Below are 22,629 nucleotides of genomic sequence, written 5' to 3'. Positions count from 1 at the left end.
ACAAAGGAGCAAGCAAAAATGGTCACCGCATCAGGACACACCGAAGCAATTCAGGCGTCCCGCGTCATTGGCACCGAGGTGTACAACACCGAAGGCGAGCATATCGGCACGATCGAGGACGTGATGCTCGAAAAGACGAACAACAGCATCATGTTCGCCGTCATCGGTTTCGGCGGCTTCCTCGGCATCGGCGAGAAATATCACGCTGTCCCATGGTCGGCGCTGGACTACGATCCCTCGCGAGGCGGCTACGTCGTTCCCTTCACCAAGGACCAGCTCAAGGCCGCGCCCGTGCATGACATCGCCGACCTGACGGGCGATGACGGTTACAAGGCGCGCGACGCCTCCTACACCTACTATCAGGTTCCCCCATACTGGGTCTGAGTGCACCAGGCGATTTACTGGCCCCGCGGTTCGCCGCGGGGCTTTTCGCATGAGGGGGAGGGCTGTACGCTCCGCTGCGAGTCTGTAACGCAGGAGCCCTTCATGTCCGCAAAAAGCTTTCCGGTCTTCGACCTTTCCCGTTTCGAGACCGCGACCGGTGCCGACAGGGAAGCGCTTGGCGCGGAGGTCGATCGCATCTGCCGGGAAACCGGCTTTCTGGCGATCTCCGGCCACGGCGTCCCGCAGGAGGTCATCGATCGGGCCTGGAATGCGGCGCACGATTTCTTCGACCTGCCGGCACAGGAAAAGCATGAGGCGCGGGCACCTTATCCGGGCTATCCCTACGGCTATCTCGGACCGGAGCTGGAGGCACTGGCGAAATCGCGCGGAGAAGATACGCCTCCGGACCTCAAGGAGAGCTTCAATGGCGGGCCGCTGTCGGTGCCGGAAGGGCTCGACGACGAGCAGGCCCTGGCCTTCTGTTATGCGGATACCATCTGGCCGGCTGAACCTGCCGACTTTCGTGGTGCCTGGACCGCCTATTACCGCGCCATGGAAGATCTGGCGGCCCGCATCATGCAGGTCTTTGCGGTGGCGCTGCACCTTCCGGAAGACGCCTTTGCCGCGACGATCGACAAGCCGATCAGTGCGCTGCGCGCGCTGAACTATCCCGAACAGGCAGTGCCACCGAAGCCCGGCCAGTTGCGTGCCGGCGCGCATACCGATTACGGCAGCCTGACAATCCTGTTGCCGCAGGCGGGCTCCGGCGGCCTGCAGATTCTCGATCCAGCCGGCGAATGGGTCGACGTTCCACCCGTGCCGGGCGCATTCGTCATCAACATCGGCGACCTGATGGCACGCTGGACGAACGATCGCTGGGTCTCGACGCTGCATCGCGTGGTCAACCCGCAGCTCGCTGCCGGCGCATCGTCGCGCCGCCAGTCCTTCGCCTTCTTCCACCAGCCCAACTGGCATCAGGAGATCGCCTGCCTGCCGACCTGTCTGGCACCGGGGGAAAAGCCGAAATATGAACCGGTCCTATCGGGGCCCTACCTGATGTCGAAATTCCAGGCGACGGTGAAACCCGCGGCCTGAAGCGCCCGCGCTGCCGATTGCCTCGCACCGGTCCTTTCGCTAAGAGGGCGACGACCCGCCATTCTCCAGCGAAGGGACCTCGCCATGACTGCAATCATCGACATCATCGGCCGCGAAATACTCGACAGCCGCGGCAATCCGACCGTTGAGGTCGATGTTGTGCTGGAGGACGGTTCGATGGGCCGCGCCGCCGTTCCTTCCGGCGCGTCGACCGGCGCTCACGAGGCGGTGGAACTCCGCGATGGCGGCTCGCGCTACCTCGGCAAGGGCGTGAAAAGTGCCGTTGATGCCGTCAATGGCGAGATATTCGAAGCGATCGGCGGGCTGGAAGCCGAAGACCAGATCCAGATCGACCGCACGATGATCGAACTGGACGGAACGCCCAACAAGGGCCGTCTGGGGGCCAACGCCATCCTCGGCGTGTCGCTCGCGGTCGCCAAGGCGGCGGCCGAAGCTTCCTCGCTGCCGCTTTACCGTTATGTCGGCGGCGCTGGCGCGCATGTCCTGCCGGTACCGATGATGAACATCATCAATGGGGGCGCCCATGCCGACAACCCGATCGATTTCCAGGAATTCATGATCATGCCGGTCGGCGCCGAGACCTTCCGTGAAGGCCTGCGCTGGGGCGCGGAAATCTTCCACACCCTCAAGAAGGGTCTGAAGGACGCAGGCCACAATACCAATGTCGGCGACGAAGGCGGTTTTGCGCCTAACATCAAGAACGCCCAGGCGGCGCTCGACTTCGTCCTCGCCTCCATCGAGAAGGCCGGCTACAAGCCCGGCGAGCAGGTTGCCATCGCGCTCGATTGCGCGGCCACCGAGTTCTTCAAGGACGGCGCTTACATCTACGAGGGCGAAAAGAAGACGCGCGATCCCAAGGCGCAGGCGAAATATCTCGCCAAGCTTGCCGCCGACTACCCGATCATCTCGATCGAGGACGGCATGGCCGAGGACGACTGGGATGGCTGGAAGATCCTGACCGACTTGTGCGGCAAGAACGTCCAGCTCGTCGGCGACGACCTGTTCGTCACCAACTCCGCCCGCCTCAAGGACGGCATCCGCATGGGCGTGGCCAATTCAATCCTCGTCAAGGTCAATCAGATCGGCTCGCTGACCGAGACGCTCGACGCAGTCGAGACAGCCCACAAGGCTGCCTACACCGCCGTCATGTCGCACCGCTCGGGCGAGACCGAGGATTCGACCATCGCCGATCTCGCGGTCGCGACCAATTGCGGGCAGATCAAGACCGGCTCGCTTGCCCGCTCCGACAGGCTCGCAAAATACAACCAGCTCCTTCGCATCGAGGAGGAGCTCGGCAAGAGCGCGCGATACGCGGGCAAGGGCATCCTCAAGGGCTGAAAATTCGAAGGGGCGGTTACGATGGTAACCGCCCCTTAAGCATAATGGTGTCCAATGAGGCGGTTGTTTTGAGTATCGCGTCATTGCCATGTGGACACGTCAGCATAAGAAAAGGAACACGGGTGCGTTGATCGTTCCGGCGATCGCGGCGGTGTTCCTGTCCTACTTCGGGTTCCACGCCTTCAATGGCGAATACGGCATCTACTCCAAATACCGGCTGGAAGAACGCGTGGCCTCGCTCGAGAGCAACCTCGAAGCCGTCAAGACGCAACGCATTCGTCTTGAACGTCGCGTCCAGCTCCTGCATGATGGAACCCTCGAAAAGGACATGCTCGACGAGCATGCGCGCCGGGCCCTGAACCTGGCTCTTCCGGACGAGGTCGTGATCATGAGGCCGCTTCCGGTGGATTAACCGAAAGTCGGTTAATCATGGGAATACCCTGCAAATAGAGATGTTTATGTGCATGTGAGCCATGCGTTTTTCCGCATGGCGGATCGCGATTTCGCGTGGTAGCCTTTCCTTAAATGAGGGAGGCTGGATGTCGCCCTCGGTCCGTGAAGAGACGAAACAGGGAGCGACCCATGGCGACAGCCGCCAGGAAGACGTCCGCAAAATCGAAAGCGGATGCCAAGACCCAGTCCGCGCGCAAAGCGCCGCCGCCAGCGAAATTCACCAAGGAAGACGAACTCAAGGCGTATCGCGACATGCTGCTGATACGGCGCTTTGAGGAAAAGGCCGGCCAGCTTTACGGAATGGGCTTCATCGGCGGTTTCTGCCACCTCTATATCGGGCAGGAAGCGGTCGTGACGGGCATGAAGATGGCCCTGATCGATGGCGACCAGATGATCACCGCCTATCGAGACCACGGCCACATGCTGGCGATGGAAATGTCGCCGCGTGGCGTGATGGCCGAGTTGACGGGCCGCCGGGGAGGCTACTCCAAGGGCAAGGGCGGCTCGATGCACATGTTCTCCAAGGAGAAGAACTTCTACGGCGGCCATGGCATCGTCGGCGCGCAGGTCTCGCTCGGCACCGGGCTCGCCTTCGCCAACAGGTATCGGGGCAACAACAACGTCTCGCTGACCTATTTCGGCGACGGCGCCGCCAACCAGGGCCAGGTCTACGAGAGCTTCAACATGGCCTCGCTGTGGAAGCTGCCCGTCATCTACATCATCGAGAACAACCGCTACGCAATGGGCACGTCGGTAAGCCGCTCATCGGCCGAAACGGACTTCTCCCATCGCGGCGCGTCGTTCCGGATCCCGGGCATGCAGGTCGACGGCATGGACGTGCGCGCGGTCAAGAGTGCCGGCGAGATGGCTGTCGAGCACTGCCGCTCGGGTAACGGGCCGATCATCCTCGAGATGCAGACCTACCGCTATCGCGGCCATTCAATGTCCGACCCGGCCAAATACCGCTCCAAGGACGAAGTGCAGAAGATGCGCTCGGAGCACGACCCGATCGAACAGGTCAAGGCGCGGCTGCTGGAGGCCAAGTGGGCCACGGAGGACGACCTTAAGAAGATCGACAAGGAGGTGCGGGACATCGTCGCTGACGCTGCCGATTTCGCACAGACCGATCCCGAGCCGGATCCGTCCGAGCTCTACACCGATATTCTGCTCTAGAGGGAGACGGACCATGCCGATTGAAATCCTCATGCCCGCTCTTTCTCCGACGATGGAAGAGGGCAATCTTTCGAAATGGGTCAAGAAGGAGGGCGACGCCGTTGCCCCCGGCGACGTCATCGCCGAGATCGAGACCGACAAGGCAACTATGGAAGTCGAGGCCGTTGACGAAGGCACGCTTGGCAAGATTCTGATCGCCGAAGGCACCGAGGGCGTGAAGGTCAACACGCCGATTGCCGTGCTGCTGGGCGAAGGCGAGAGCGCCGGCGACATCGGTTCAGGCAAGGGCGCTGCCCCCGAGAAGGCTCCGGCAGGGGCAAACGACGCCGATGGAAAGCCGCGCGAGGAGCCGGCCGAAGCGACGAAATCGGATGCAGCTCCGGTGCCGGCGGCGCCAAAGGCGGAAGTCGCTGCCGATCCAGACATCCCCGCTGGCACCGAGATGGTGCAGACCACCGTGCGCGAGGCATTGCGCGACGCGATGGCCGAAGAAATGCGCCGCGACGAGGATGTCTTCGTCATGGGCGAGGAGGTTGCCGAGTACCAAGGCGCCTACAAGATCACGCAGGGATTGCTGCAGGAATTCGGGGCCAGACGCGTCGTCGATACGCCGATCACCGAGCACGGCTTTGCGGGCGTCGGCGTGGGCGCGGCGATGGCCGGGCTCAAGCCCATCGTCGAATTCATGACCTTCAACTTCGCCATGCAGGCGATCGACCAGATCGTGAATTCGGCTGCCAAGACGCTCTACATGGCCGGCGGCCAGATGGGCGCTCCGATCGTCTTCCGCGGTCCCAACGGGGCGGCAGCCCGCGTGGCTGCCCAGCACTCGCAGTGCTATGCCGCCTGGTACGGGCACATTCCCGGCCTCAAGGTGGTGATGCCCTATACCGCGGCCGATGCGAAGGGGCTGCTCAAGGCGGCGATCCGCGATCCGAACCCGGTGATCTTCCTGGAAAACGAAATCCTCTACGGCCAGTCCTTCGACGTGCCGAAGATGGACGATTTCGTGCTGCCGATCGGCAAGGCGCGCATTCACAAGGAAGGCAAGGACGTGACCCTCGTCTCCTTCGGCATCGGCATGACCTATGCGGTTAAGGCGGAAGCCGAACTGCGTGGGATGGGCCTCGATGTCGAGATCATCGACCTGCGCACCATCCGGCCGCTGGACTTCGACACGGTGATCGCATCGGTCAAGAAGACAAACCGCCTCGTGGTTGTCGAGGAAGGCTTCCCGCAATCCTCCGTCGGCGACCACATCGCCAGCCAGGTGATGCAGCGCGCCTTCGACCATCTCGACGCGCCGGTTATCACGATCGCCGGCAAGGACGTTCCGATGCCGTATGCGGCCAATCTCGAGAAGCTGGCGCTGCCCAGCGTCGCCGAGGTCGTCGAGGCGGTGAAAGCCGTCACCTACCGGAGCTAAGGGAGGCCGAGCGATGCCCATTGAAATCACCATGCCGGCCCTTTCGCCCACCATGGAGGAGGGCAACCTCGCCAAGTGGCTGGTCAAGGAAGGCGACAAGGTCGCGCCCGGCGACGTCATCGCCGAGATCGAGACCGACAAGGCGACCATGGAAGTGGAAGCCGTCGACGAGGGGACCGTTGCCAAGCTGGTCGTTCCGGCCGGCACCGAAGGCGTCAAGGTCAACGCGCTGATCGCAGTGCTCGCCGAGGAAGGCGAGGATGCGGCGGAGGCAGCGAAGTCGGGCGGCGGCGGTGCGGCGAAGGCGGAAAAGCCAGCGCCTGCAGAAGAAAAAGCAGCTCCTGCGGAAGAAAAGGCAAGCCCGCCGAACACCGACGGGCCGGGCAGCGAGCCGGCGCCGAAGCCGACTGCAACGCCCGAGCCAAAGGCTGCGGCCGATGGCGCATCCGGCTCCCGCGTGTTCGCTTCACCACTGGCGCGCCGCATCGCCAAAGATGCCGGCATCGACGTGGCTGCCGTCTCCGGCTCCGGCCCGAAGGGCAGGGTGGTCAAGGCCGATGTCGAGGCAGCGATAGCAGGCGGAACCGCTACGGCCGCCAAGTCGCAGGCAGGTGCGCCCGCCTCCGCCCCGGCAGCACCCAAGCCGATGTCTGACGATGCCGTGCTCAAGCTGTTCGAGGAAGGCTCCTACGAGCTGGTCCCGCACGACAACATGCGCAAGACCATCGCGCGCCGTCTGGTCGAGGCCAAGAGCACGATCCCGCATTTCTACCTGACGCTGGATTGCGAAATCGACGCGCTGCTGGCGCTGCGCAAGCAGCTCAACGATGCCGCGCCGATGAAGAAGACCGAGAAGGGCGAGGCGCCTGCCTACAAGCTCTCGGTCAACGACATGGTCATCAAGGCCATGGCCGTCGCGCTGATGCAGGTGCCTGACGCCAACGCCTCGTGGACCGAAGGCGGCATGCTCAAGCACAAGCACGCCGATGTCGGTGTCGCCGTTTCGATCCCGGGCGGGCTCATCACCCCGATCGTGCGCAAGGCGGACGAGAAGACCCTTTCCGTCATCTCCAACGAGATGAAGGACATGGCCGTCCGCGCACGCTCTCGCAAGCTGAAGCCCGAGGAATATCAGGGCGGAACGACGGCGGTTTCCAATCTCGGCATGTTCGGCATCAAGGACTTCTCTGCCGTCATCAACCCGCCGCACGCGACGATCCTCGCAGTCGGCGCGGGCGAGGAACGCGCAGTCGTCAGGAACGGCGAGATCAAGATCGCCAACGTGATGACGGTGACGCTGTCGACCGACCATCGTGCAGTCGATGGAGCGCTCGGCGCCGAACTGCTGGCCGCCTTCAAGCGCACCATCGAGAACCCGCTCGGCATGCTCGTTTAGAACCCGGGCATGGTGCCCGGCTAAGGAGGGACTGTCATGGCCACCGCAACGCAGGAAGCAAAGCTCAGGACTTCGTGGATCTGGATGGCGGTGTTTGCCGTCATCTCCCTCATCGGCGGCGTACTGGCGCTGCTGAATCCATTCGCAGCCACGCTGGCCGCCACGCTGATGGCCGGCTGGGCCTTTGCCTTCCTGGGCGCGCTACAGATCATCCAGGCGTTTCAGGTGCAGGGCTGGGGCGGCTTCATCTTGGCACTGCTGTTCGGCATCCTGACGCTGGTGGTCGGCATATCGCTGATCTTCAACCCACTTGCCGGCATGGTCTCGCTGACGTTGCTGGTCGCGGTGCTATTCCTCGCATTGGGCGTGGTGAAACTCATGTACGCGTTTTCGCTGCGGCCGGTGGCCGGATGGGTCTGGGTGCTGCTTTCTGGCGTGCTGTCGCTCGGGCTCGGCATTCTGATCCTCGCCGACTTCCCGTGGGCGGCGGTGTCCGTGCTCGGCATCCTGCTGGGCGTCGAGCTGATCTCGAACGGGGTGCTGTTCCTGTTCGTGGCGCTCGGCCTGCGGTCGTTGAACCAGTAACCCGCAAACTCCAGCCGGAACCGTCCATGAAAACGATCCTCTGCTACGGCGATTCCATCACCTGGGGCAGCGACGCCGATACAGGCGGGCGGCATGCCTTCGAGGATCGTTGGCCAAACGTCCTGCAGAAAGCGCTAGGGCCGGCGGTCCACGTCGTGACGGACGGCCTGCGCGGACGCACGACAGCCTATGACGAGCATCTGGCTGCCTGCGACCGCAACGGGGTGCGCATCCTGCCTACCTCACTTTACGCGCACGCACCGCTCGATCTCGTCATCGTCATGCTCGGCTCCAACGACATGAAGCCGGCAATCGCGGGCACCGCGCTCGCCGCCTTGCAGGGCATGCGCAGGCTGGTCGAGATCGTTCGCCTGAACGCGACGCGCGACGGCACCACCGAGCCGCCGGCCGTGCTGATCGTCGCCCCGCCGCCGCTGTGCGAGACCGCCAACGCCGAATTCGCGGCGATGTTCGCGGGCGGCGTCGCGCAGTCGCGCATGCTCGCCAGCATCTATGCCGACCTGGCCGACGACACCGGCTGCGGCTTCTTCGATGCCGGTTCCGTCGCCGAGACCACCCCGGTGGACGGTGTGCATCTGGATGCCGCCAACACACGCGCCATCGGCAAGGGCATCGAGCCGATGGTTCGGATGATGCTTGGAATCTGATTGAGGAGAATGCCAGTGGCCCAGAGCTACGACGTCATCATCATCGGGGCCGGCCCCGGCGGTTACATCGCAGCGGTGCGGGCGGCCCAGCTCGGCCTGAAGACGGCGATCGTCGAGCGCGAGCATCTGGCGGGCATCTGCTCCAACTGGGGCTGTATCCCCACCAAGGCGCTGCTGCGTTCGGCGGAGGTCATGCATCTCGCCAGCCACGCCAAGGATTTCGGCCTTTCGGTCGAAGGGGTAAAGCCGGACCTCAAGGCGATCGTCGAGCGCTCCCGCGGTATTGCCGCCCGCATGAATGGCGGCGTCGGCATCCTGATGAAGAAAAACAAGGTCGACGTGATCTGGGGCGAGGCGAAGCTGACCAAGCCCAACGAGATCGTCGTTTCCAAGACCAGCAAGAAACCCATGGAACCGCAGGTGCCTGCGCCGAAGAATACGTTGGGCGAGGGCACTTACACGGCAAAGCACATCATCGTCGCCACCGGCGCACGGCCGCGCGCGCTGCCCGGCATCGAACCGGACGGCAAGCTCATCTGGACCTATTTCGAAGCGATGGTTCCGGACAAGATGCCGAAATCGCTGCTGGTCATGGGCTCCGGCGCCATCGGCATCGAGTTCGCATCCTTCTATCGCACCATGGGCGTCGATGTGACGGTTGTCGAACTGATGCCGCAGATCATGCCGGTCGAGGACGCGGAGATCTCCAAATTCGCGCAGAAGCGGCTGGAGAAGCAGGGGATGAAGTTCATTCTCGAAGCCAAGGTCACGAAGGTCGACAAGGGCAGCGATCAAATCACGGCGCATGTCGAAAAGAAGGACGGCTCCGTGGAGAAGATCACCGCCGACCGGATGATCTCGGCCGTCGGCGTGCAGTGCAACACCGAAGGGCTCGGCCTTGAGGACGTCGGCGTGAAGCTGGATCGCGGCGCGATCGCCATCGACGGCTATTGCCGCACCAGCGTGCCGGGCGTCTACGCCATCGGCGACGTTGCCGGCCCGCCGATGCTGGCCCACAAGGCCGAGCACGAGGCCGTCATCTGTGTCGAGAAGATCGCAGGTCTCAACGTTCATCCGATGGACAAGTCGCTGGTGCCGGGCTGCACCTATTGCCATCCGCAGGTGGCGTCGGTTGGCCTCACGGAAGCGAAGGCAAAGGACGCCGGCCACGACGTCCGCGTCGGCCGCTTTCCGTTCGTCGCAAACGGCAAGGCCGTCGCGCTGGGCGACGACCAGGGGCTCGTCAAGACGGTCTTCGACAAGAAGACCGGCCAGCTCCTCGGCGCGCACATGGTTGGCGCGGAAGTGACCGAGCTCATCCAGGGCTTCGTCGTCGCGATGAACCTCGAAACGACCGAGGAAGAACTGATGCACACGATCTTCCCGCACCCCACGCTTTCGGAAACGATGAAGGAAAGCGTACTCGACGCTTATGGCCGCGCATTGAACATCTAGGCTGGGCGGGGTGGTTTCATTCCGCCCCGCCAAGGCCTATATCAGCCGGACGACAAGGACTTTTCTCGTATGGTCAACGTTCTCGATCTCGTGGAAAAACCGCGCCCGCGCCACCCGGAGAAGGCTCACAGGCCCGATCAGGAAGTGCTGCGCAAGCCGGAGTGGATTCGCGTCAAGGCGCCTGTCTCGAAGGGTTATCTCGAAACACGCGAAATCGTGAAGTCCAACCGCCTCGTCACCGTATGCGAGGAGGCGGGCTGTCCCAACATCGGCGAATGCTGGGACAAGAAACACGCCACGTTCATGATCATGGGCGAGATTTGCACCCGGGCCTGCGCGTTCTGCAATGTGGCGACGGGCATCCCGACGCCGCTCGATCTTGAAGAGCCGGCCAATGTCGCAAAGGCCGTGCGCCAGATGGCGCTCTCGCATGTCGTTATCACTTCAGTCGACCGCGACGACCTCGCCGACGGCGGCGCGCGGCATTTCGCCGACGTGATCCACGCGATCCGCGATGCGTCGCCGGACACGACAATCGAGATCCTCACGCCGGATTTCCTGCGCAAGGACGCCTCCGGCGCGCTGGAGACCGTGGTGGCGGCCAAGCCCGACGTCTTCAACCACAACCTCGAGACCGTCCCGTCGAACTATCTGACGGTGCGGCCCGGCGCGCGCTACTTCCACTCGATCCGGCTGCTGCAGCGGGTCAAGGAGCTGGACCCGACGATCTTCACCAAGTCCGGCATCATGGTCGGGCTCGGCGAGGAGCGAAACGAAGTGCTCCAGCTTATGGACGACCTGCGGATCGCCGATGTCGATTTCATCACGATCGGCCAGTACCTCGCGCCGTCGCGCAAGCATCATCCGGTGAAGAAGTTCGTGACGCCGGACGAGTTCAAGTCCTACGAGACCGTCGCCTACACAAAAGGCTTCCTGATGGTCTCGTCGAGCCCGCTGACGCGCTCGTCCCACCATGCCGGCGATGATTTCGCACGGCTCCGCGCCGCCCGCGAAAAGAAGCTGGCTCTGGCCCGGGCGTGAATCTCGTCGACTGGCACGACGCCCCTCTGAGCGATGCAAAGCGGGTGCTGGTGATCGGCTGTTCGGGCGCTGGCAAGTCGACATTTTCCGCTGCCCTGGCGCAGGCGCTTGGCCTGCCGCACATACCGATGGACCGGGATTTTTTCTGGCTACCGGGCTGGAAGCTGCGCGACAGGGCCGCGATCAGACGCATGATGGCCGAGGCGGCGGTCGGCGATCGCTGGATCATGGACGGCAACAGCGCCGGCACACTGGATATAAGGCTGCCTCGCACAGACCTCGTCGTCTGGTTTCGCCTGTCGCGATGGCTGTGCCTCTCCCGCGTGGTTCGCCGCTGGTGGCGTCATGCCGGCATGGTTCGGCCTGGAATGGCAGCCGGCTGCCCCGAAAAGATCGATCTGGAGTTCCTGCGCTACATCTGGAATTTCGAGAAAAACGAGACGCCGGAGATCACAGGGCAGATAGAAACGCACCGGCCAGACGTGCCGGTTGTGGTTCTGCGGCATCACGCCGACGCCGATGCCCTGCTTGCCCGGCTGAAAACACCGGTGTAGCCGTTTCTCATGCCTAGCTACGAAACAAAGAGAGTCGTTGCCCATACGCCGGAGCAGATGTTCGCGCTGGTAGCCGACGTCGAACGCTACCCCGAGTTCCTGCCGATGTGCGAGGCGCTAAGCGTGCGGTCGCGGCGGGAGCGCGACGGGGTGACGTTGCTCGTTGCCGACATGACAGTGGGCTACAAGGCGATCCGCGAGACCTTCACGAGCCAGGTCGTGCTGAAACCCGCAGAGAACCGCATCGACGTAAAATATATCGACGGACCGTTCAAATACCTCAACAATCGTTGGCTGTTCGAGGAAGCGGCCGGTGGCGGCACCGAAATAGGCTTTTTCATCGACTACGAGTTCAAGAGCCGGATACTGGGCGCCCTGATGGGCGCAATGTTCGACCGCGCCTTCCGCATGTTCGCCGAGGCCTTCGAGAAGCGCGCAGACGAAGTCTACGGAACGGATCGCCAGGCCAAAGCTGGAAGCTAGTCTTTCGACAGGGCCGCAACCCCAAGTTCAAGCGCTGTGCGCACGGTTTCGCTGCGGATGAAGTCGCGGCCCCGATTGTCGAAGATGCGCTTTTCGGCAGAAGGCTCACGACCACTGACCGCGACCCCGAACCAGACGAGCCCGACCGGCTTTTCCGCGCTGCCCCCGTCCGGGCCGGCGATGCCTGTTACCGAAAGCGCGATACCCGCGCGGCTGCGGGCAAGCGCGCCCGAAGCCATCTCCAGCGCCGTTTCGCGCGAAACGGCGCCGTGGGCAGCGAGCGTTTCCTCTGCAACGCCGATCATCGCCATCTTCGCTTCGTTGGAATAGGTGACGAACCCGCAATCGACCATCGCCGACGAACCTGGAATATCGGTGAGATGCGCGATGATGAGCCCGCCCGTGCAGGATTCTGCCGTCGCAGCAAGAATGCCAGCGTCCTTGCAGCTCTCGAGGAAGCGGCGGGCGAGGGGCGTCAGATCGCTCATTCCGGCAATCCTCCAGGGTAGACGACCGTGGCCGTGGCGATGGCCGCAATGCCTTCCTCGCGGCCGACAAAGCCGAGCCGCTCGTTTGTCGTAGCCTTTACTGAAACACGGTCGGCCGAAATGCGCAGCATCGAGGAGAGAGCCTCCGTCATAGCCGCGCGATGCGGGCCGATCTTGGGCGCCTCGGCGATCACGGTGATGTCGGCGTTTGCTATCCGCCCGCCACGCTCGCGCACGATGCGCACGGCCTCTTCCACGAAAATGCGCGAGGCCGCCCCCTTCCACCGCATGTCGGACGGCGGGAAATGCGTGCCGATGTCACCGGCACCGCAGGTTGCCAGCAGCGCATCGGTCAGCGCGTGCAGGCCGACATCGGCATCGGAGTGCCCGGAGAGTTTGCGGTGGTGGGTAATGTCGACACCGCACAGCGTCACGTGGTCGCCTTCGCCGAAACTGTGCACATCATAGCCGTTGCCGGTGCGCACGTCGGGAAAGGCGCCCGGCGACGAAAGACGCGCATCTGCCATCTCGATATCCCTTGCCCATGTGAGTTTCACATTGTCCGGCGAGCCCTGAACGATGCACACCGGGATGCCGGCCCATTCCGCAATCGCGGCGTCGTCCGTAAAGTCGTCGCGATCGGCCCCAAAAGCGCGTTCATGAGCCGCAAGGATCGCCTCGAACGGGAAGCCTTGCGGCGTCTGCGCGGCATGCAGCCCCTCGCGCGGCACCGTCCGCTCGACAAGGCTGTCGGCGCCGGCCTGCTTGAGCGTGTCTGAAACGGGCAGGGCGGGCAGGCTGCCTCCGCCTCGTTCGAGGCCCGCAGCCACACGATCGATCAGGGCAGCATCGACAAAGGGCCGCACCGCATCGTGGATCAGGACCGCCGCGGGCCGGCGCTCCTTGAGCGCCAGAAGGGCAAGGCGTGTCGATCCTTGGCGCGTCTTGCCGCCGTGAACGACGATGACGTCCCCGGCAGCATCGCCCACGGCTTCGGCAAACAGCGCATCGTCATCGGCATGGATGGCCACCGCGACGGCACCGATGGCGGGATGTGCAAGAAAGGCGTCGAGCGTGCGGCGGATCACCGGAACGCCGCCGATCCGCCGATATTGCTTGGGACCGTCAGCGGACTGGCCAGCGCGTTCGCCGCGTCCCGCCGCTACGATCACCACACCGATCCCGCCTGTTGTCATGATTTGCCCGGGTTTCCATTGAAGTCAGGGCAAGGCTTAGTTACCTGTGCGCGGATTCGCCAGCCAAATTCGCCCGCACGCGCCATCCCGCACGTTTTCGCAGTTGCACAACGCGCCAATTCTGGTTAGGCGTTGTGCAGAAAATAGGATTGCTTGGTTTTTGTGCATGAACCCTTCCACCAACGTCGCGGAGCCCCTTCAAATCGGAGGCCTCACGGTTGGAAACCGCGTTTTCCTTGCGCCGATGTCTGGGATTACCGATGAGCCTTTTCGCAAGCGTGCGACCATGCACGGGGCAGGGCTGGTCGTGTCCGAAATGGTGGCCAGCGGCGAGCTCGCCAAGGGCCGGCGCAACTCCGCGCTACGCATCCGCCGTCCCGACGTTCCGATCCATGTCGTGCAGCTCGCGGGCAGGGATGCCGAATGGATGGCCGAGGGAGCACGGATCGCGGCCGGTGAAGGCGCCGACATCATCGACATCAATATGGGTTGCCCGGCAAAGAAGGTTACCGGCGGCTATTGCGGCTCGGCGCTGATGCGCGACCCCGACCATGCCTTGTCGCTGATCGAGGCCATCATCGGCGCGGTCGAGGTTCCGGTGACGGTCAAGATGCGGCTTGGCTGGGACGAGGATGCAATGAATGCTCCCTCCATCGCCCGCCGGGCGGAGGAGGCGGGCGTCGCCATGGTGACCGTTCATGGCCGCACGCGCTGCCAGTTTTACAAGGGCAGGGCTGACTGGCGCGCCATCGCAAGGGTCAAGCAGGCCGTGAGCATCCCGGTCGTGGCCAATGGCGACGTGCAGACTCTCGCAGATGCGACGGAGATGCTCGCCCAGTCGGGCGCCGACGCGGTGATGATTGGTCGTGGACACTATGGCGCGCCCTGGCTTGCCGGCGCGATCGCAGGCGAGGCTGGTGATGGTGGCGGCGACGGCATTCCGCATTCATCTAACGAACTTTGCGATTACATTACAGGCCATTATGAGGACATGCTCACTTTGTACGGAACCGAATCTGGCCTCCGTCAGGCCCGAAAGCATCTCGGCTGGTATCTCGACCGCCATTCTCCCGCCGTCTCGGATGAGCTTCGCCGCCTCGTCATGACGTCGACCGAGCCGGCAATGGTGATCGGTGGTCTGCGTCGCGTGTTTTCGACTGCAGCCGAGGCCGACCTTAGGAGTGCTGCATGACGTCGGGGCTTCCTGTAGGCATCGACCCGGCAGCGATCGTGCTCAACACGATCCGCCATCCTGTCATCATGGTCGCGCCGGATGGGCGCATCCCGTTCGCCAACGCCGATGCCGAGGACTTCTTCCGCTCCAGCGCCGCGATGCTGGCGCGCGACGGGCTCGAGCGTTTCGTGCCTTTCGGCAGCCCGCTGCTGACGCTTGTCGAGCAGGTGCGCGAGCGCCGAGCGCCGTTCAACGAATATCGCGTCGACATTTCCTCACCGCGGCTGGGCACTGAGCGTATCGTCGACCTCTACGTCGCGCCGGTCCCGGAACTGCCGGGCCACGTCGTCGTGATGTTCCAGGAACGGTCGATGGCCGACAAGATCGACCGGCAGATGACCCACCGGGGCGCTGCGCGGTCCGTCACCGGGCTGGCCGCCATGCTGGCGCACGAGATCAAGAACCCGCTGTCGGGTATCCGGGGCGCAGCCCAGCTCCTGGAAACTGTTGTCTCGGACGAGGACCGCGCGCTCACCCGCCTCATCACCGACGAGACCGACCGCATCGTCTCGCTCGTCGACCGCATGGAGGTCTTTTCCGACGAGCGGCCGATAGACCGCTGGCCGGTCAACATTCATGTCGTGCTAGACCACGTGAAGGCGCTGGCGCGGAACGGTTTTGGCAAGCGCGTGCGCATCGTGGAGGATTATGATCCTTCGTTGCCGCCCGTCTATGCCAATCGCGACCAGCTCATCCAGGTCTTCATCAACCTTGTGAAGAATGCTGCTGAAGCCATTGGTGGCGATCCCGAGGGTGAAATCACGCTCTCGACCGCGTTCCGGCCCGGAATACGGCTTTCCGTGCCCGGCACGCGGGATCGCGTTTCGTTGCCGCTGGAATTCTGCGTTCACGACAACGGGCCGGGCGTGCCCGACGACATCCTGCCGATCCTCTTCGATCCGTTCATCACCACCAAGACCAACGGTTCCGGCCTCGGGCTGGCGCTCGTTGCCAAGATCGTGGGCGAGCATGGCGGGGTGATCGAATGCGACTCGTCCGCGCGCGGCACCACATTCCGCGTTCTCATGCCGGCCTGGAGGGAGCCGCGTGCCATGGACGACACAGCCGAAGAAGGAAGCCCTGCATGACAACGCGCGGAAACATCCTCGTCGCCGACGACGACGCCGCGATCCGGACCGTTCTGAACCAGGCGCTGTCGCGCGTGGGCCACGAGGTGCGCGTGACCTCCAATGCCTCCACGCTCTGGCGCTGGGTCGCAGCGGGCGAGGGCGATCTGGTGATCACCGATGTGGTGATGCCGGACGAAAATGCCTTCGACATGATCCCGCGCATCAAGAAGGCACGGCCGGACCTTCCCGTCATCGTCATGAGCGCGCAGAACACCTTCATGACGGCGATCCGCGCTTCGGAAACGGGTGCCTACGAGTACCTGCCGAAGCCATTCGATCTCACCGAGCTTCTGACAATCGTTAATCGCGCGCTGTCCGAGCCGCGCCGCCACGTGCCCGACATGCGCGGCGAAGAGCAGCCGGACCCGATGCCGCTCGTCGGTCGCTCGGCGGCAATGCAGGACATCTACCGCATGCTGGCGCGGATGATGCAGACCGACCTCACGGTGATGATCACCGGCGAGTCCGGAACCGGCAAGGAATTGGTCGCACGAGCGCTGCACGAATACGGCCGCCGCCGCAGCGGGCCGTTTGTCGCCATCAACATGGCTGCCATCCCGCGCGACCTGATCGAGTCGGAACTTTTCGGCCACGAGAAGGGTGCCTTCACCGGCGCGCAGAACCGCTCGACCGGCCGCTTCGAGCAGGCCGAGGGTGGCACGCTGTTCCTGGATGAAATCGGCGACATGCCGATGGAGGCACAGACAAGGCTGCTACGCGTCCTCCAGCAGGGCGAATACACGACAGTCGGCGGGCGCACGCCGATCCGCACCGACGTTCGCATCGTGGCCGCCACCAACAAGGACCTGCGCACGCTCATCAATCAGGGGCTCTTCCGCGAGGATCTGTTCTATCGTCTCAACGTGGTCCCGCTGCGCCTGCCGGCACTGCGTGAGCGCGCGGAGGATGTGCCGGACCTCGTGCGCCATTTCTTCAAGCTCGGCGAGAAGGAAGGGCTGCAGCCCAAGCGCATCTCGACGACAGGCGTCGAACTGATGAAACGTTACCCGTGGCCGGGCAACGTGCGCGAACTCGAAAATCTCGTCCGGCGGCTCGCCGCGCTCTATCCGCAGGACGAAATCACCGCCGAGATCATCGAGACCGAACTGCGCACAGTCGAGGCGTCGCCGGCCATGCCCGCCGCCGCGATGCTGCCCGACGACATCACGATCAGTCAGGCGGTGGAGCTTCACCTTCAGCGCTATTTTGCCGGTTTCGGCACTGAGCTTCCGCCCCCCGGTCTCTACCAGCGCGTCCTCGCCGAAGTGGAATATCCGCTGGTGCTCGCGTCGATGACCGCGACACGTGGCAACCAGATCAAGGCAGCGGAATTGCTTGGCCTGAACCGCAACACGCTACGCAAGAAAATCCGTGAGCTGGGCGTCAACGTCTATCGCGCCTCGAAATAGCCGATTACCCTCTTTGCACCTCCCGGACGCGATGTGTTTGTTGCACAATCGCCACAATGCGTTGCATAGATGCAACGCGTGATGGACGGCTAACCAGAGCTGATGGCGCTACAGACACCCGCAATGACACCACCGGCAATACCGGAAGCCGCCGCCGTCGAAAGCCGGCGCTTGCTGGCTTTGCCGGGAATCGTCGCCATTGTGGGCGCCCTTGTTTCGGCCGGCCTGTCGTTCACGGTGCTGCTAGGCCTTACACCCATCACGCCTGACGAATCGACGCCTGTGTGGCTGTCGGCGATCAACGGCGCCTTCGTGATTCTCCTGATCGCGCTGATCGCGCGCGAAGGCTACCGCATCGTCATGGCTCGCAGGCGCGGCAAGGCCGCATCACGCCTGCACGTACGTATCGTCGCAATGTTCTCGCTGGTCGCGGCCATTCCCGCGATCCTCGTCGCGATTGTCGCCTCGGTGACGCTCGACATCGGTCTCGACCGCTGGTTCGAGATCCGCACCAAGGTCATCATCAGTTCGTCGATGTCGATTGCCGAAGCTTATGTGCTGGAAAACGCACGAAATCTACAGGACGCGACGCTTTCGACCGCCTATGTGCTGGACGCCAGCCGCACGCTCTACGGCCTCGACCGCACCGGGTTCCGTTCGCTGCTGTCGCAGCAGGCGCGCGGGCGGGGCCTGGATCACGCCGCACTCATCCGGGCCGACGGCTCGGTCATTATGCAGGCGGAGACGGATGCAGACTTCCAGATGCCCGCGCCGCCGATAGAGACGGTGCGCACGGCCGCTGATGGCCTGCCCGTGCTGATCGAGCCGCGGGTTCGCAACATCATCGGCGCGATCGTGAAACTGCGGGAGATCGATGACGCCTATCTCTATACGATCCGCACCCTCGACGAGCAGGTTATCCGCGCGCGCCAGATCGTGCGCGCCAACACCGACGAATACCGGCAGCTTGAGAACAACCGGCTGCCGACGCAGCTTGCCTTCGCGCTCGCCTATCTCGGCCTGACGCTGATCATCGTCCTGTCGGCAATCTGGACCGGCATAGCGGTCGCGGACCGCATCGTGCGACCAATCCGCCAGCTTATCGGCGCGGCCGACGAGGTTTCGACCGGCAATCTCGATGTCGCGGTGCCGGTGCGCCGCTCGGACGGCGACGTCGCGTCGCTCGCCGAGACCTTCAACGAGATGATCCGCCAGCTCAAATCGCAGCGCAACGAACTGTTGTCCGCAAAAGACGTGATCGACGAACGACGACGCTTCACCGAGGCGGTGCTGTCAGGCGTTAGCGCCGGTATCATCGGCGTCGGCCAGGACGGCGCCATCTCCATGGTCAACCGCTCCGCCGAGGAAATGCTCACCATCCGCTCCGGCAACGTGCTGGGCCGCAGCCTCACCGAGGTGCTGCCGCATGTCGGTCGCGTTTTCGACATTGGCCGCACGCTCGGGCGCTCGGTTCATCGCGAGCAGGTGACGTTCTATCGCGGTGGTGCCGAGCGGACTTTCAACGTGCAGGTCACGACCGAGGAGGGTGGAGAGGAGCGTAGCGCCACATCCTACGTCGTGACCGTGGACGACATCACCGATCTCGTGTCGGCGCAGCGCTCGTCTGCCTGGGCGGACGTTGCGAGACGCATCGCCCACGAGATCAAGAACCCGCTGACGCCGATCCAGCTTTCTGCCGAACGCATCCGCCGACGCTTCGGAAAATCCATCACCGAGGATCGCGAGATCTTCGACCAATGCACCGAAACGATCATCCGCCAGGTTGGCGACATCGGCCGCATGGTCGACGAGTTCTCGGCCTTCGCGCGCATGCCCAAGCCGGACATGCAGGTGCTGGACCTGCGCGAGCCGCTGCGTGAGGCCTCGTTCCTGGTTGAAGTCAGCCGAAGCGACATCACCTTCATGCGGGAATTCGGCAACGAGCCACTGATGGGTACGTTCGACAGCCGTCTCCTCAGCCAGGCTTTCGGCAACCTCATCAAGAACGCGGCCGAAGCCATCGAGGCCGTGGAACGTGAAGGCGGCGAGCCGGGTGTGATACTGGTCCGCGCGCAACGGTCCGGCAAGCACATCACGGTGGACGTGGTGGACAACGGCAAGGGCTTGCCGCGCGAAAACCGTCAGCGGCTGCTGGAGCCCTATATGACCACCCGTGAAAAAGGGACCGGCCTCGGCCTCGCGATCGTCAAGAAGATCGTGGAAGACCATGGTGGACGACTCGAACTGCACGACGCCCCCGATTCCTTCCACGGCGGCCGGGGGGCCATGATCCGTATCGTACTGCCTGCGGCAGGGGCGGCGGACGACAAGACGAACGAAAAGGTAGAAAATGGCGTCTGACATTCTGATCGTTGACGATGAGGAGGACATTCGCGAACTGGTCGCCGGCATCCTCGATGACGAGGGGCACGAGACGCGCACGGCTCACGACGCCGACAGCGCTCTGGCTGCCATCGCCGACCGGGTGCCGCGCCTCGTCTTCCTCGACATCTGGTTGCAGGGATCGCGGCTGGACGGGCTGGCACTTCTGGACGAGATCAAGAAGCTGCATCCCAACCTGCCCGTCGTGATGATCTCCGGCCACGGAACCATCGAGACGGCGGTCTCGGCCATCCGGCGTGGTGCCTACGATTTCATCGAAAAGCCGTTCAAGGCGGACAGGCTGATCCTGATCGCCGAGCGCGCGCTGGAAACGTCCAAGCTCCGCCGGGAGCTTTCGGATCTGAAGAAGCGCAGCGGCGAAACCTTCGATCTCATCGGCATGTCGGCAGCCATGAGCCAGCTTCGCCAGACGATCGAACGCGTGGCGCCGACCAACAGCCGCGTGATGGTGATCGGCCCATCGGGTTCGGGCAAGGAACTTGCGGCGCGTGCCATCCATTCCCTGTCCGCCCGCAAAAGCGGTCCGTTCGTCACCGTAAGCGCTGCCTCGATCACGCCGGAGCGCATGGAGATGGAGCTCTTCGGCACCGAAGCCAATGGCGGCGAGCGCAAGGTCGGCGCGTTGGAGGAGGCGCATCGAGGCATCCTCTATATCGACGAGGTCGCCGACATGCCGCGCGAGACGCAGGGCAAGATCCTGCGCGTGCTGGTTGACCAGCAGTTCGAGCGGGTGGGGGGCTCGAAGCGCGTCAAGGTCGACGTGCGCATCATCTCGTCGACCGCGCAGGACATCGAGGGGATGATCCGTCAGGGCCGGTTCCGCGAGGATCTCTACCATCGGCTGGCGGTCGTGCCGGTGCTTGTGCCGGCGCTCTCCGAACGGCGCGAGGACATACCCTTCCTGGTCGACAATTTCATGCGCCAGATCGCCAGCCAGGCCGGCATCCGGCCGCGACGCATCGGCGACGACGCGCTCGCCGTGCTTCAGGCGCACAACTGGCCGGGCAACGTCCGCCAGCTCAAGAACAACATCGAGCGCCTTATGATCCTGGCACGCGGCGACGACGTCGACGCGCCGATCACAGCCGACCTGCTGCCGCAGGAGATCGGCGACGTGATGCCGCGCGCGCCGAACCAGTCGGATCAGCACATCATGGCGCTGCCGCTGCGCGAGGCCCGCGAACTCTTCGAGAAGGAATATCTGCTGGCGCAGATCAACCGCTTCGGCGGCAACATCTCGCGCACAGCGGAATTCATCGGGATGGAGCGCTCGGCGCTGCATCGCAAGTTGAAATCCCTGGGGGTGTAATACGACATGCGTGTCGTCATTTGTGGAGCGGGGCAGGTCGGTTACGGCATTGCCGAGAAACTGGCCGCCGAGAAGAACGACGTATCGGTTATCGACCTTTCACCGGAGCTGATCCGAAACGTGCGCGATGCGCTGGACGTGCGCGGCTTCGTGGGTCATGGCGCACATCCGGATGTGCTGGAAGCGGCCGGCGCCAAGGACGCCGACATGATCATCGCCGTGACGTTTCACGACGAGGTCAACATGATTGCGTGCCAGGTCGCACACTCACTGTTCGAGGTGCCGACCAAGATCGCGCGTATCCGTGCGCAGGCCTATCTCCAGCCGCACGCCATGGGCATGTTCTCACGCGACAACATGCCGATCGACGTCATCATCTCGCCGGAGCTGGAAGTCGGCGAGATGGTTCTGCGACGCATCGCCTTGCCGGGTGCGGCGGATGCGGTGGGCTTTGCGGACGACCGCATCATCATGGTGGCGCTGGAGTGCCTCGAGGATTGCCCGGTCGTCGACACGCCGCTCTCGCAGCTCAGCGAGCTGTTCCCAGACCTTTTGGCGACCGTGGTCGGCATTTCGCGCGGTGGGCGTCTGTTCGTGGCAAGCTCACTGGACCAGCTTGCCGTCGGCGACATCGCCTACGTCGTCGCCTCGAAGCAGCAGGTCCGCCGCACCATGGGCCTTTTCGGCCACGACGAGGAAAAGGCCGCCCGGATCGTCATCGCCGGCGCGGGCAATATCGGGCTGCATGTGGCGCGTGCGATCGAAAACGGCGATACACCTGCCAAGGTGAAGATCATCGAGGCTGGACGCGAACGCGCCGTCGCGGCCGCCGACAGCCTCCGCCGCACCATCGTGCTGCACGGCAGTGCGCTCGATCAGAAGCTTCTGATGGAAGCCGACATCGCGGAAGCGGATTTGCTTGTCGCGCTCACCAATGACGATCAAGTCAACATCCTTTCAGGCGTGATGGCCAAGCGGCTCGGCTGCCGAGCCAACCTGGTGCTCATCAACAATCCGACCTATCACGACTTCGCCGGCATGCTGGGCGTCGACGCCTACATCAACCCGCGCATGGCGACGATTTCCCGTATCCTGCAGCAGGTCCGGCGCGGCCGCATCCGGGCCGTTCACAGCGTTCAGCACGGCGCTGCCGAGATCATCGAGGCGGAGGCGCTCGAAACGTCGCCCCTGGTGGGCCGCCCGCTGCGCGAACTCGATCTACCGGAAGGCATCCGGCTCGGCGCAATCCTGCGGGACAATGCCGTCATCCGGCCGAACGGATCCCTGCGCATCAAGCCGAAGGACCGCGTGGTGATCTTCGCCATGGCGTCGGCAGTGCGCCAGGTCGAGCAGATGTTCAGGGTCAGCCTTGAATTCTTCTGACGAAC

21 protein-coding genes are annotated in these 22,629 nt (G+C 63.7%); 19 read left to right on the top strand and 2 right to left on the bottom strand.

Annotated elements, in window-relative coordinates; all coding sequences use genetic code 11:
• Nucleotides 1-18 precede the first annotated feature (18 nt).
• The 13 genes from ACVJNE_RS10995 to ACVJNE_RS10935 all read left to right on the top strand — a co-directional run bounded on the left by ACVJNE_RS10995 (nucleotide 19) and on the right by ACVJNE_RS10935 (nucleotide 12,072).
• Nucleotides 19-384, top strand: a complete 366-nt coding sequence (locus ACVJNE_RS10995) for a PRC-barrel domain-containing protein (protein WP_499565536.1) — start codon at nucleotides 19-21, stop codon at nucleotides 382-384.
• Between the two features lie 102 nt (nucleotides 385-486).
• Nucleotides 487-1,479, top strand: a complete 993-nt coding sequence (locus tag ACVJNE_RS10990) for an isopenicillin N synthase family dioxygenase (protein WP_499565535.1) — start codon at nucleotides 487-489, stop codon at nucleotides 1,477-1,479.
• An 84-nt stretch (nucleotides 1,480-1,563) separates the two neighbouring features.
• The gene (gene eno / locus ACVJNE_RS10985; RefSeq protein WP_499565533.1) at nucleotides 1,564-2,838 is read left to right on the top strand and encodes a phosphopyruvate hydratase; all 1,275 of its coding nucleotides are present in this window, start codon (nucleotides 1,564-1,566) and stop codon (nucleotides 2,836-2,838) included.
• Between the two features lie 88 nt (nucleotides 2,839-2,926).
• Complete coding sequence (locus ACVJNE_RS10980) at nucleotides 2,927-3,250, top strand: FtsB family cell division protein (protein WP_173191479.1); 324 nt, start codon at nucleotides 2,927-2,929, stop codon at nucleotides 3,248-3,250.
• Between the two features lie 170 nt (nucleotides 3,251-3,420).
• On the top strand, nucleotides 3,421-4,464 hold the full coding sequence (gene pdhA, locus ACVJNE_RS10975; RefSeq protein ID WP_173191481.1) for a pyruvate dehydrogenase (acetyl-transferring) E1 component subunit alpha: 1,044 nt from the start codon (nucleotides 3,421-3,423) through the stop codon (nucleotides 4,462-4,464).
• Between the two features lie 13 nt (nucleotides 4,465-4,477).
• Complete coding sequence (locus tag ACVJNE_RS10970) at nucleotides 4,478-5,890, top strand: pyruvate dehydrogenase complex E1 component subunit beta (RefSeq protein ID WP_499565530.1); 1,413 nt, start codon at nucleotides 4,478-4,480, stop codon at nucleotides 5,888-5,890.
• Nucleotides 5,891-5,903: 13 nt separating this feature from the next.
• Nucleotides 5,904-7,286 carry a pyruvate dehydrogenase complex dihydrolipoamide acetyltransferase gene (locus tag ACVJNE_RS10965; protein WP_499565528.1) on the top strand — a complete coding sequence of 461 codons (1,383 nt, stop codon included), beginning with the start codon at nucleotides 5,904-5,906 and terminating at the stop codon, nucleotides 7,284-7,286.
• A 36-nt stretch (nucleotides 7,287-7,322) separates the two neighbouring features.
• Nucleotides 7,323-7,871 (top strand): HdeD family acid-resistance protein, encoded by a 549-nt coding sequence (locus ACVJNE_RS10960; RefSeq protein ID WP_499565526.1) that lies wholly within the window; start codon nucleotides 7,323-7,325, stop codon nucleotides 7,869-7,871.
• A 26-nt stretch (nucleotides 7,872-7,897) separates the two neighbouring features.
• Nucleotides 7,898-8,539 (top strand): SGNH/GDSL hydrolase family protein, encoded by a 642-nt coding sequence (locus tag ACVJNE_RS10955; protein WP_499565524.1) that lies wholly within the window; start codon nucleotides 7,898-7,900, stop codon nucleotides 8,537-8,539.
• A gap of 15 nt (nucleotides 8,540-8,554) precedes the next feature.
• Nucleotides 8,555-9,994, top strand: coding sequence for a dihydrolipoyl dehydrogenase (gene lpdA, locus ACVJNE_RS10950; RefSeq protein ID WP_499565522.1), 1,440 nt, complete (start codon nucleotides 8,555-8,557; stop codon nucleotides 9,992-9,994).
• A 69-nt stretch (nucleotides 9,995-10,063) separates the two neighbouring features.
• Nucleotides 10,064-11,035 carry a lipoyl synthase gene (lipA, locus tag ACVJNE_RS10945; RefSeq protein WP_499565520.1) on the top strand — a complete coding sequence of 324 codons (972 nt, stop codon included), beginning with the start codon at nucleotides 10,064-10,066 and terminating at the stop codon, nucleotides 11,033-11,035.
• Nucleotides 11,032-11,589: a P-loop NTPase family protein gene (locus tag ACVJNE_RS10940; protein ID WP_499565518.1), complete on the top strand. Its 558-nt coding sequence runs from the start codon at nucleotides 11,032-11,034 to the stop codon at nucleotides 11,587-11,589. Before lipA ends, ACVJNE_RS10940 begins: the two co-directional genes overlap by 4 nt.
• Before the next feature lie 9 nt (nucleotides 11,590-11,598).
• Nucleotides 11,599-12,072 (top strand): type II toxin-antitoxin system RatA family toxin, encoded by a 474-nt coding sequence (locus ACVJNE_RS10935; protein ID WP_173191491.1) that lies wholly within the window; start codon nucleotides 11,599-11,601, stop codon nucleotides 12,070-12,072.
• On the opposite strand, the gene ACVJNE_RS10930 is transcribed toward ACVJNE_RS10935, so the two are convergent.
• Nucleotides 12,069-12,560, bottom strand: a complete 492-nt coding sequence (locus tag ACVJNE_RS10930; RefSeq protein ID WP_499565516.1) for a CinA family protein — start codon at nucleotides 12,558-12,560, stop codon at nucleotides 12,069-12,071. The genes ACVJNE_RS10935 and ACVJNE_RS10930 overlap by 4 nt on opposite strands.
• The gene (locus ACVJNE_RS10925; RefSeq protein WP_499565514.1) at nucleotides 12,557-13,756 is read right to left on the bottom strand and encodes a bifunctional 2-C-methyl-D-erythritol 4-phosphate cytidylyltransferase/2-C-methyl-D-erythritol 2,4-cyclodiphosphate synthase; all 1,200 of its coding nucleotides are present in this window, start codon (nucleotides 13,754-13,756) and stop codon (nucleotides 12,557-12,559) included. The genes ACVJNE_RS10930 and ACVJNE_RS10925 overlap by 4 nt, the downstream gene beginning before the upstream one ends.
• A 166-nt stretch (nucleotides 13,757-13,922) precedes the next feature.
• On the opposite strand from ACVJNE_RS10925, the gene dusB reads away from it, so the two are divergent.
• From dusB to trkA, 6 genes are all read left to right on the top strand, one after another.
• Nucleotides 13,923-14,948 (top strand): tRNA dihydrouridine synthase DusB, encoded by a 1,026-nt coding sequence (gene dusB, locus ACVJNE_RS10920; protein ID WP_499565512.1) that lies wholly within the window; start codon nucleotides 13,923-13,925, stop codon nucleotides 14,946-14,948.
• Nucleotides 14,945-16,078 carry a two-component system sensor histidine kinase NtrB gene (locus ACVJNE_RS10915; protein WP_499565510.1) on the top strand — a complete coding sequence of 378 codons (1,134 nt, stop codon included), beginning with the start codon at nucleotides 14,945-14,947 and terminating at the stop codon, nucleotides 16,076-16,078. The genes dusB and ACVJNE_RS10915 overlap by 4 nt, the downstream gene beginning before the upstream one ends.
• Nucleotides 16,075-17,529 carry a nitrogen regulation protein NR(I) gene (gene ntrC / locus ACVJNE_RS10910; RefSeq protein WP_499565508.1) on the top strand — a complete coding sequence of 485 codons (1,455 nt, stop codon included), beginning with the start codon at nucleotides 16,075-16,077 and terminating at the stop codon, nucleotides 17,527-17,529. The genes ACVJNE_RS10915 and ntrC overlap by 4 nt, the downstream gene beginning before the upstream one ends.
• Before the next feature lie 102 nt (nucleotides 17,530-17,631).
• A complete protein-coding gene (locus tag ACVJNE_RS10905; RefSeq protein ID WP_499565506.1) occupies nucleotides 17,632-19,890 on the top strand; it encodes a sensor histidine kinase NtrY-like in 2,259 nt (752 codons plus the stop codon).
• Nucleotides 19,880-21,241, top strand: coding sequence for a nitrogen assimilation response regulator NtrX (ntrX, locus tag ACVJNE_RS10900; protein ID WP_499565504.1), 1,362 nt, complete (start codon nucleotides 19,880-19,882; stop codon nucleotides 21,239-21,241). Before ACVJNE_RS10905 ends, ntrX begins: the two co-directional genes overlap by 11 nt.
• 6 nt (nucleotides 21,242-21,247) lie before the next feature.
• Nucleotides 21,248-22,624, top strand: coding sequence for a Trk system potassium transporter TrkA (gene trkA / locus ACVJNE_RS10895; protein ID WP_499565502.1), 1,377 nt, complete (start codon nucleotides 21,248-21,250; stop codon nucleotides 22,622-22,624).
• Nucleotides 22,625-22,629 lie beyond the last annotated feature (5 nt).

Source organism: Mesorhizobium sp. DxT (assembly GCF_058448885.1).
This window is presented reverse-complemented; position numbering and strand designations above follow the sequence as displayed.

Bases quoted from the DNA above. Each gene is read 5' to 3' on its own strand.
- trkA (WP_499565502.1), top strand. From the start codon at position 21,248: ATGCGTGTCGTCATTTGTGGAGCGGGGCAGGTCGGTTACGGCATTGCC.
- ACVJNE_RS10995 (WP_499565536.1), top strand. From the start codon at position 19: ATGGTCACCGCATCAGGACACACCGAAGCAATTCAGGCGTCCCGCGTC.
- ACVJNE_RS10915 (WP_499565510.1), top strand. From the start codon at position 14,945: ATGACGTCGGGGCTTCCTGTAGGCATCGACCCGGCAGCGATCGTGCTC.
- ACVJNE_RS10935 (WP_173191491.1), top strand. From the start codon at position 11,599: ATGCCTAGCTACGAAACAAAGAGAGTCGTTGCCCATACGCCGGAGCAG.
- dusB (WP_499565512.1), top strand. From the start codon at position 13,923: ATGAACCCTTCCACCAACGTCGCGGAGCCCCTTCAAATCGGAGGCCTC.
- ACVJNE_RS10980 (WP_173191479.1), top strand. From the start codon at position 2,927: ATGTGGACACGTCAGCATAAGAAAAGGAACACGGGTGCGTTGATCGTT.
- ACVJNE_RS10990 (WP_499565535.1), top strand. From the start codon at position 487: ATGTCCGCAAAAAGCTTTCCGGTCTTCGACCTTTCCCGTTTCGAGACC.
- eno (WP_499565533.1), top strand. From the start codon at position 1,564: ATGACTGCAATCATCGACATCATCGGCCGCGAAATACTCGACAGCCGC.
- ACVJNE_RS10925 (WP_499565514.1), bottom strand. From the start codon at position 13,756: ATGACAACAGGCGGGATCGGTGTGGTGATCGTAGCGGCGGGACGCGGC.
- ACVJNE_RS10905 (WP_499565506.1), top strand. From the start codon at position 17,632: ATGGCGCTACAGACACCCGCAATGACACCACCGGCAATACCGGAAGCC.
- ntrC (WP_499565508.1), top strand. From the start codon at position 16,075: ATGACAACGCGCGGAAACATCCTCGTCGCCGACGACGACGCCGCGATC.
- ACVJNE_RS10970 (WP_499565530.1), top strand. From the start codon at position 4,478: ATGCCGATTGAAATCCTCATGCCCGCTCTTTCTCCGACGATGGAAGAG.
- ntrX (WP_499565504.1), top strand. From the start codon at position 19,880: ATGGCGTCTGACATTCTGATCGTTGACGATGAGGAGGACATTCGCGAA.
- pdhA (WP_173191481.1), top strand. From the start codon at position 3,421: ATGGCGACAGCCGCCAGGAAGACGTCCGCAAAATCGAAAGCGGATGCC.
- ACVJNE_RS10930 (WP_499565516.1), bottom strand. From the start codon at position 12,560: ATGAGCGATCTGACGCCCCTCGCCCGCCGCTTCCTCGAGAGCTGCAAG.
- ACVJNE_RS10965 (WP_499565528.1), top strand. From the start codon at position 5,904: ATGCCCATTGAAATCACCATGCCGGCCCTTTCGCCCACCATGGAGGAG.
- ACVJNE_RS10955 (WP_499565524.1), top strand. From the start codon at position 7,898: ATGAAAACGATCCTCTGCTACGGCGATTCCATCACCTGGGGCAGCGAC.
- lipA (WP_499565520.1), top strand. From the start codon at position 10,064: ATGGTCAACGTTCTCGATCTCGTGGAAAAACCGCGCCCGCGCCACCCG.
- ACVJNE_RS10960 (WP_499565526.1), top strand. From the start codon at position 7,323: ATGGCCACCGCAACGCAGGAAGCAAAGCTCAGGACTTCGTGGATCTGG.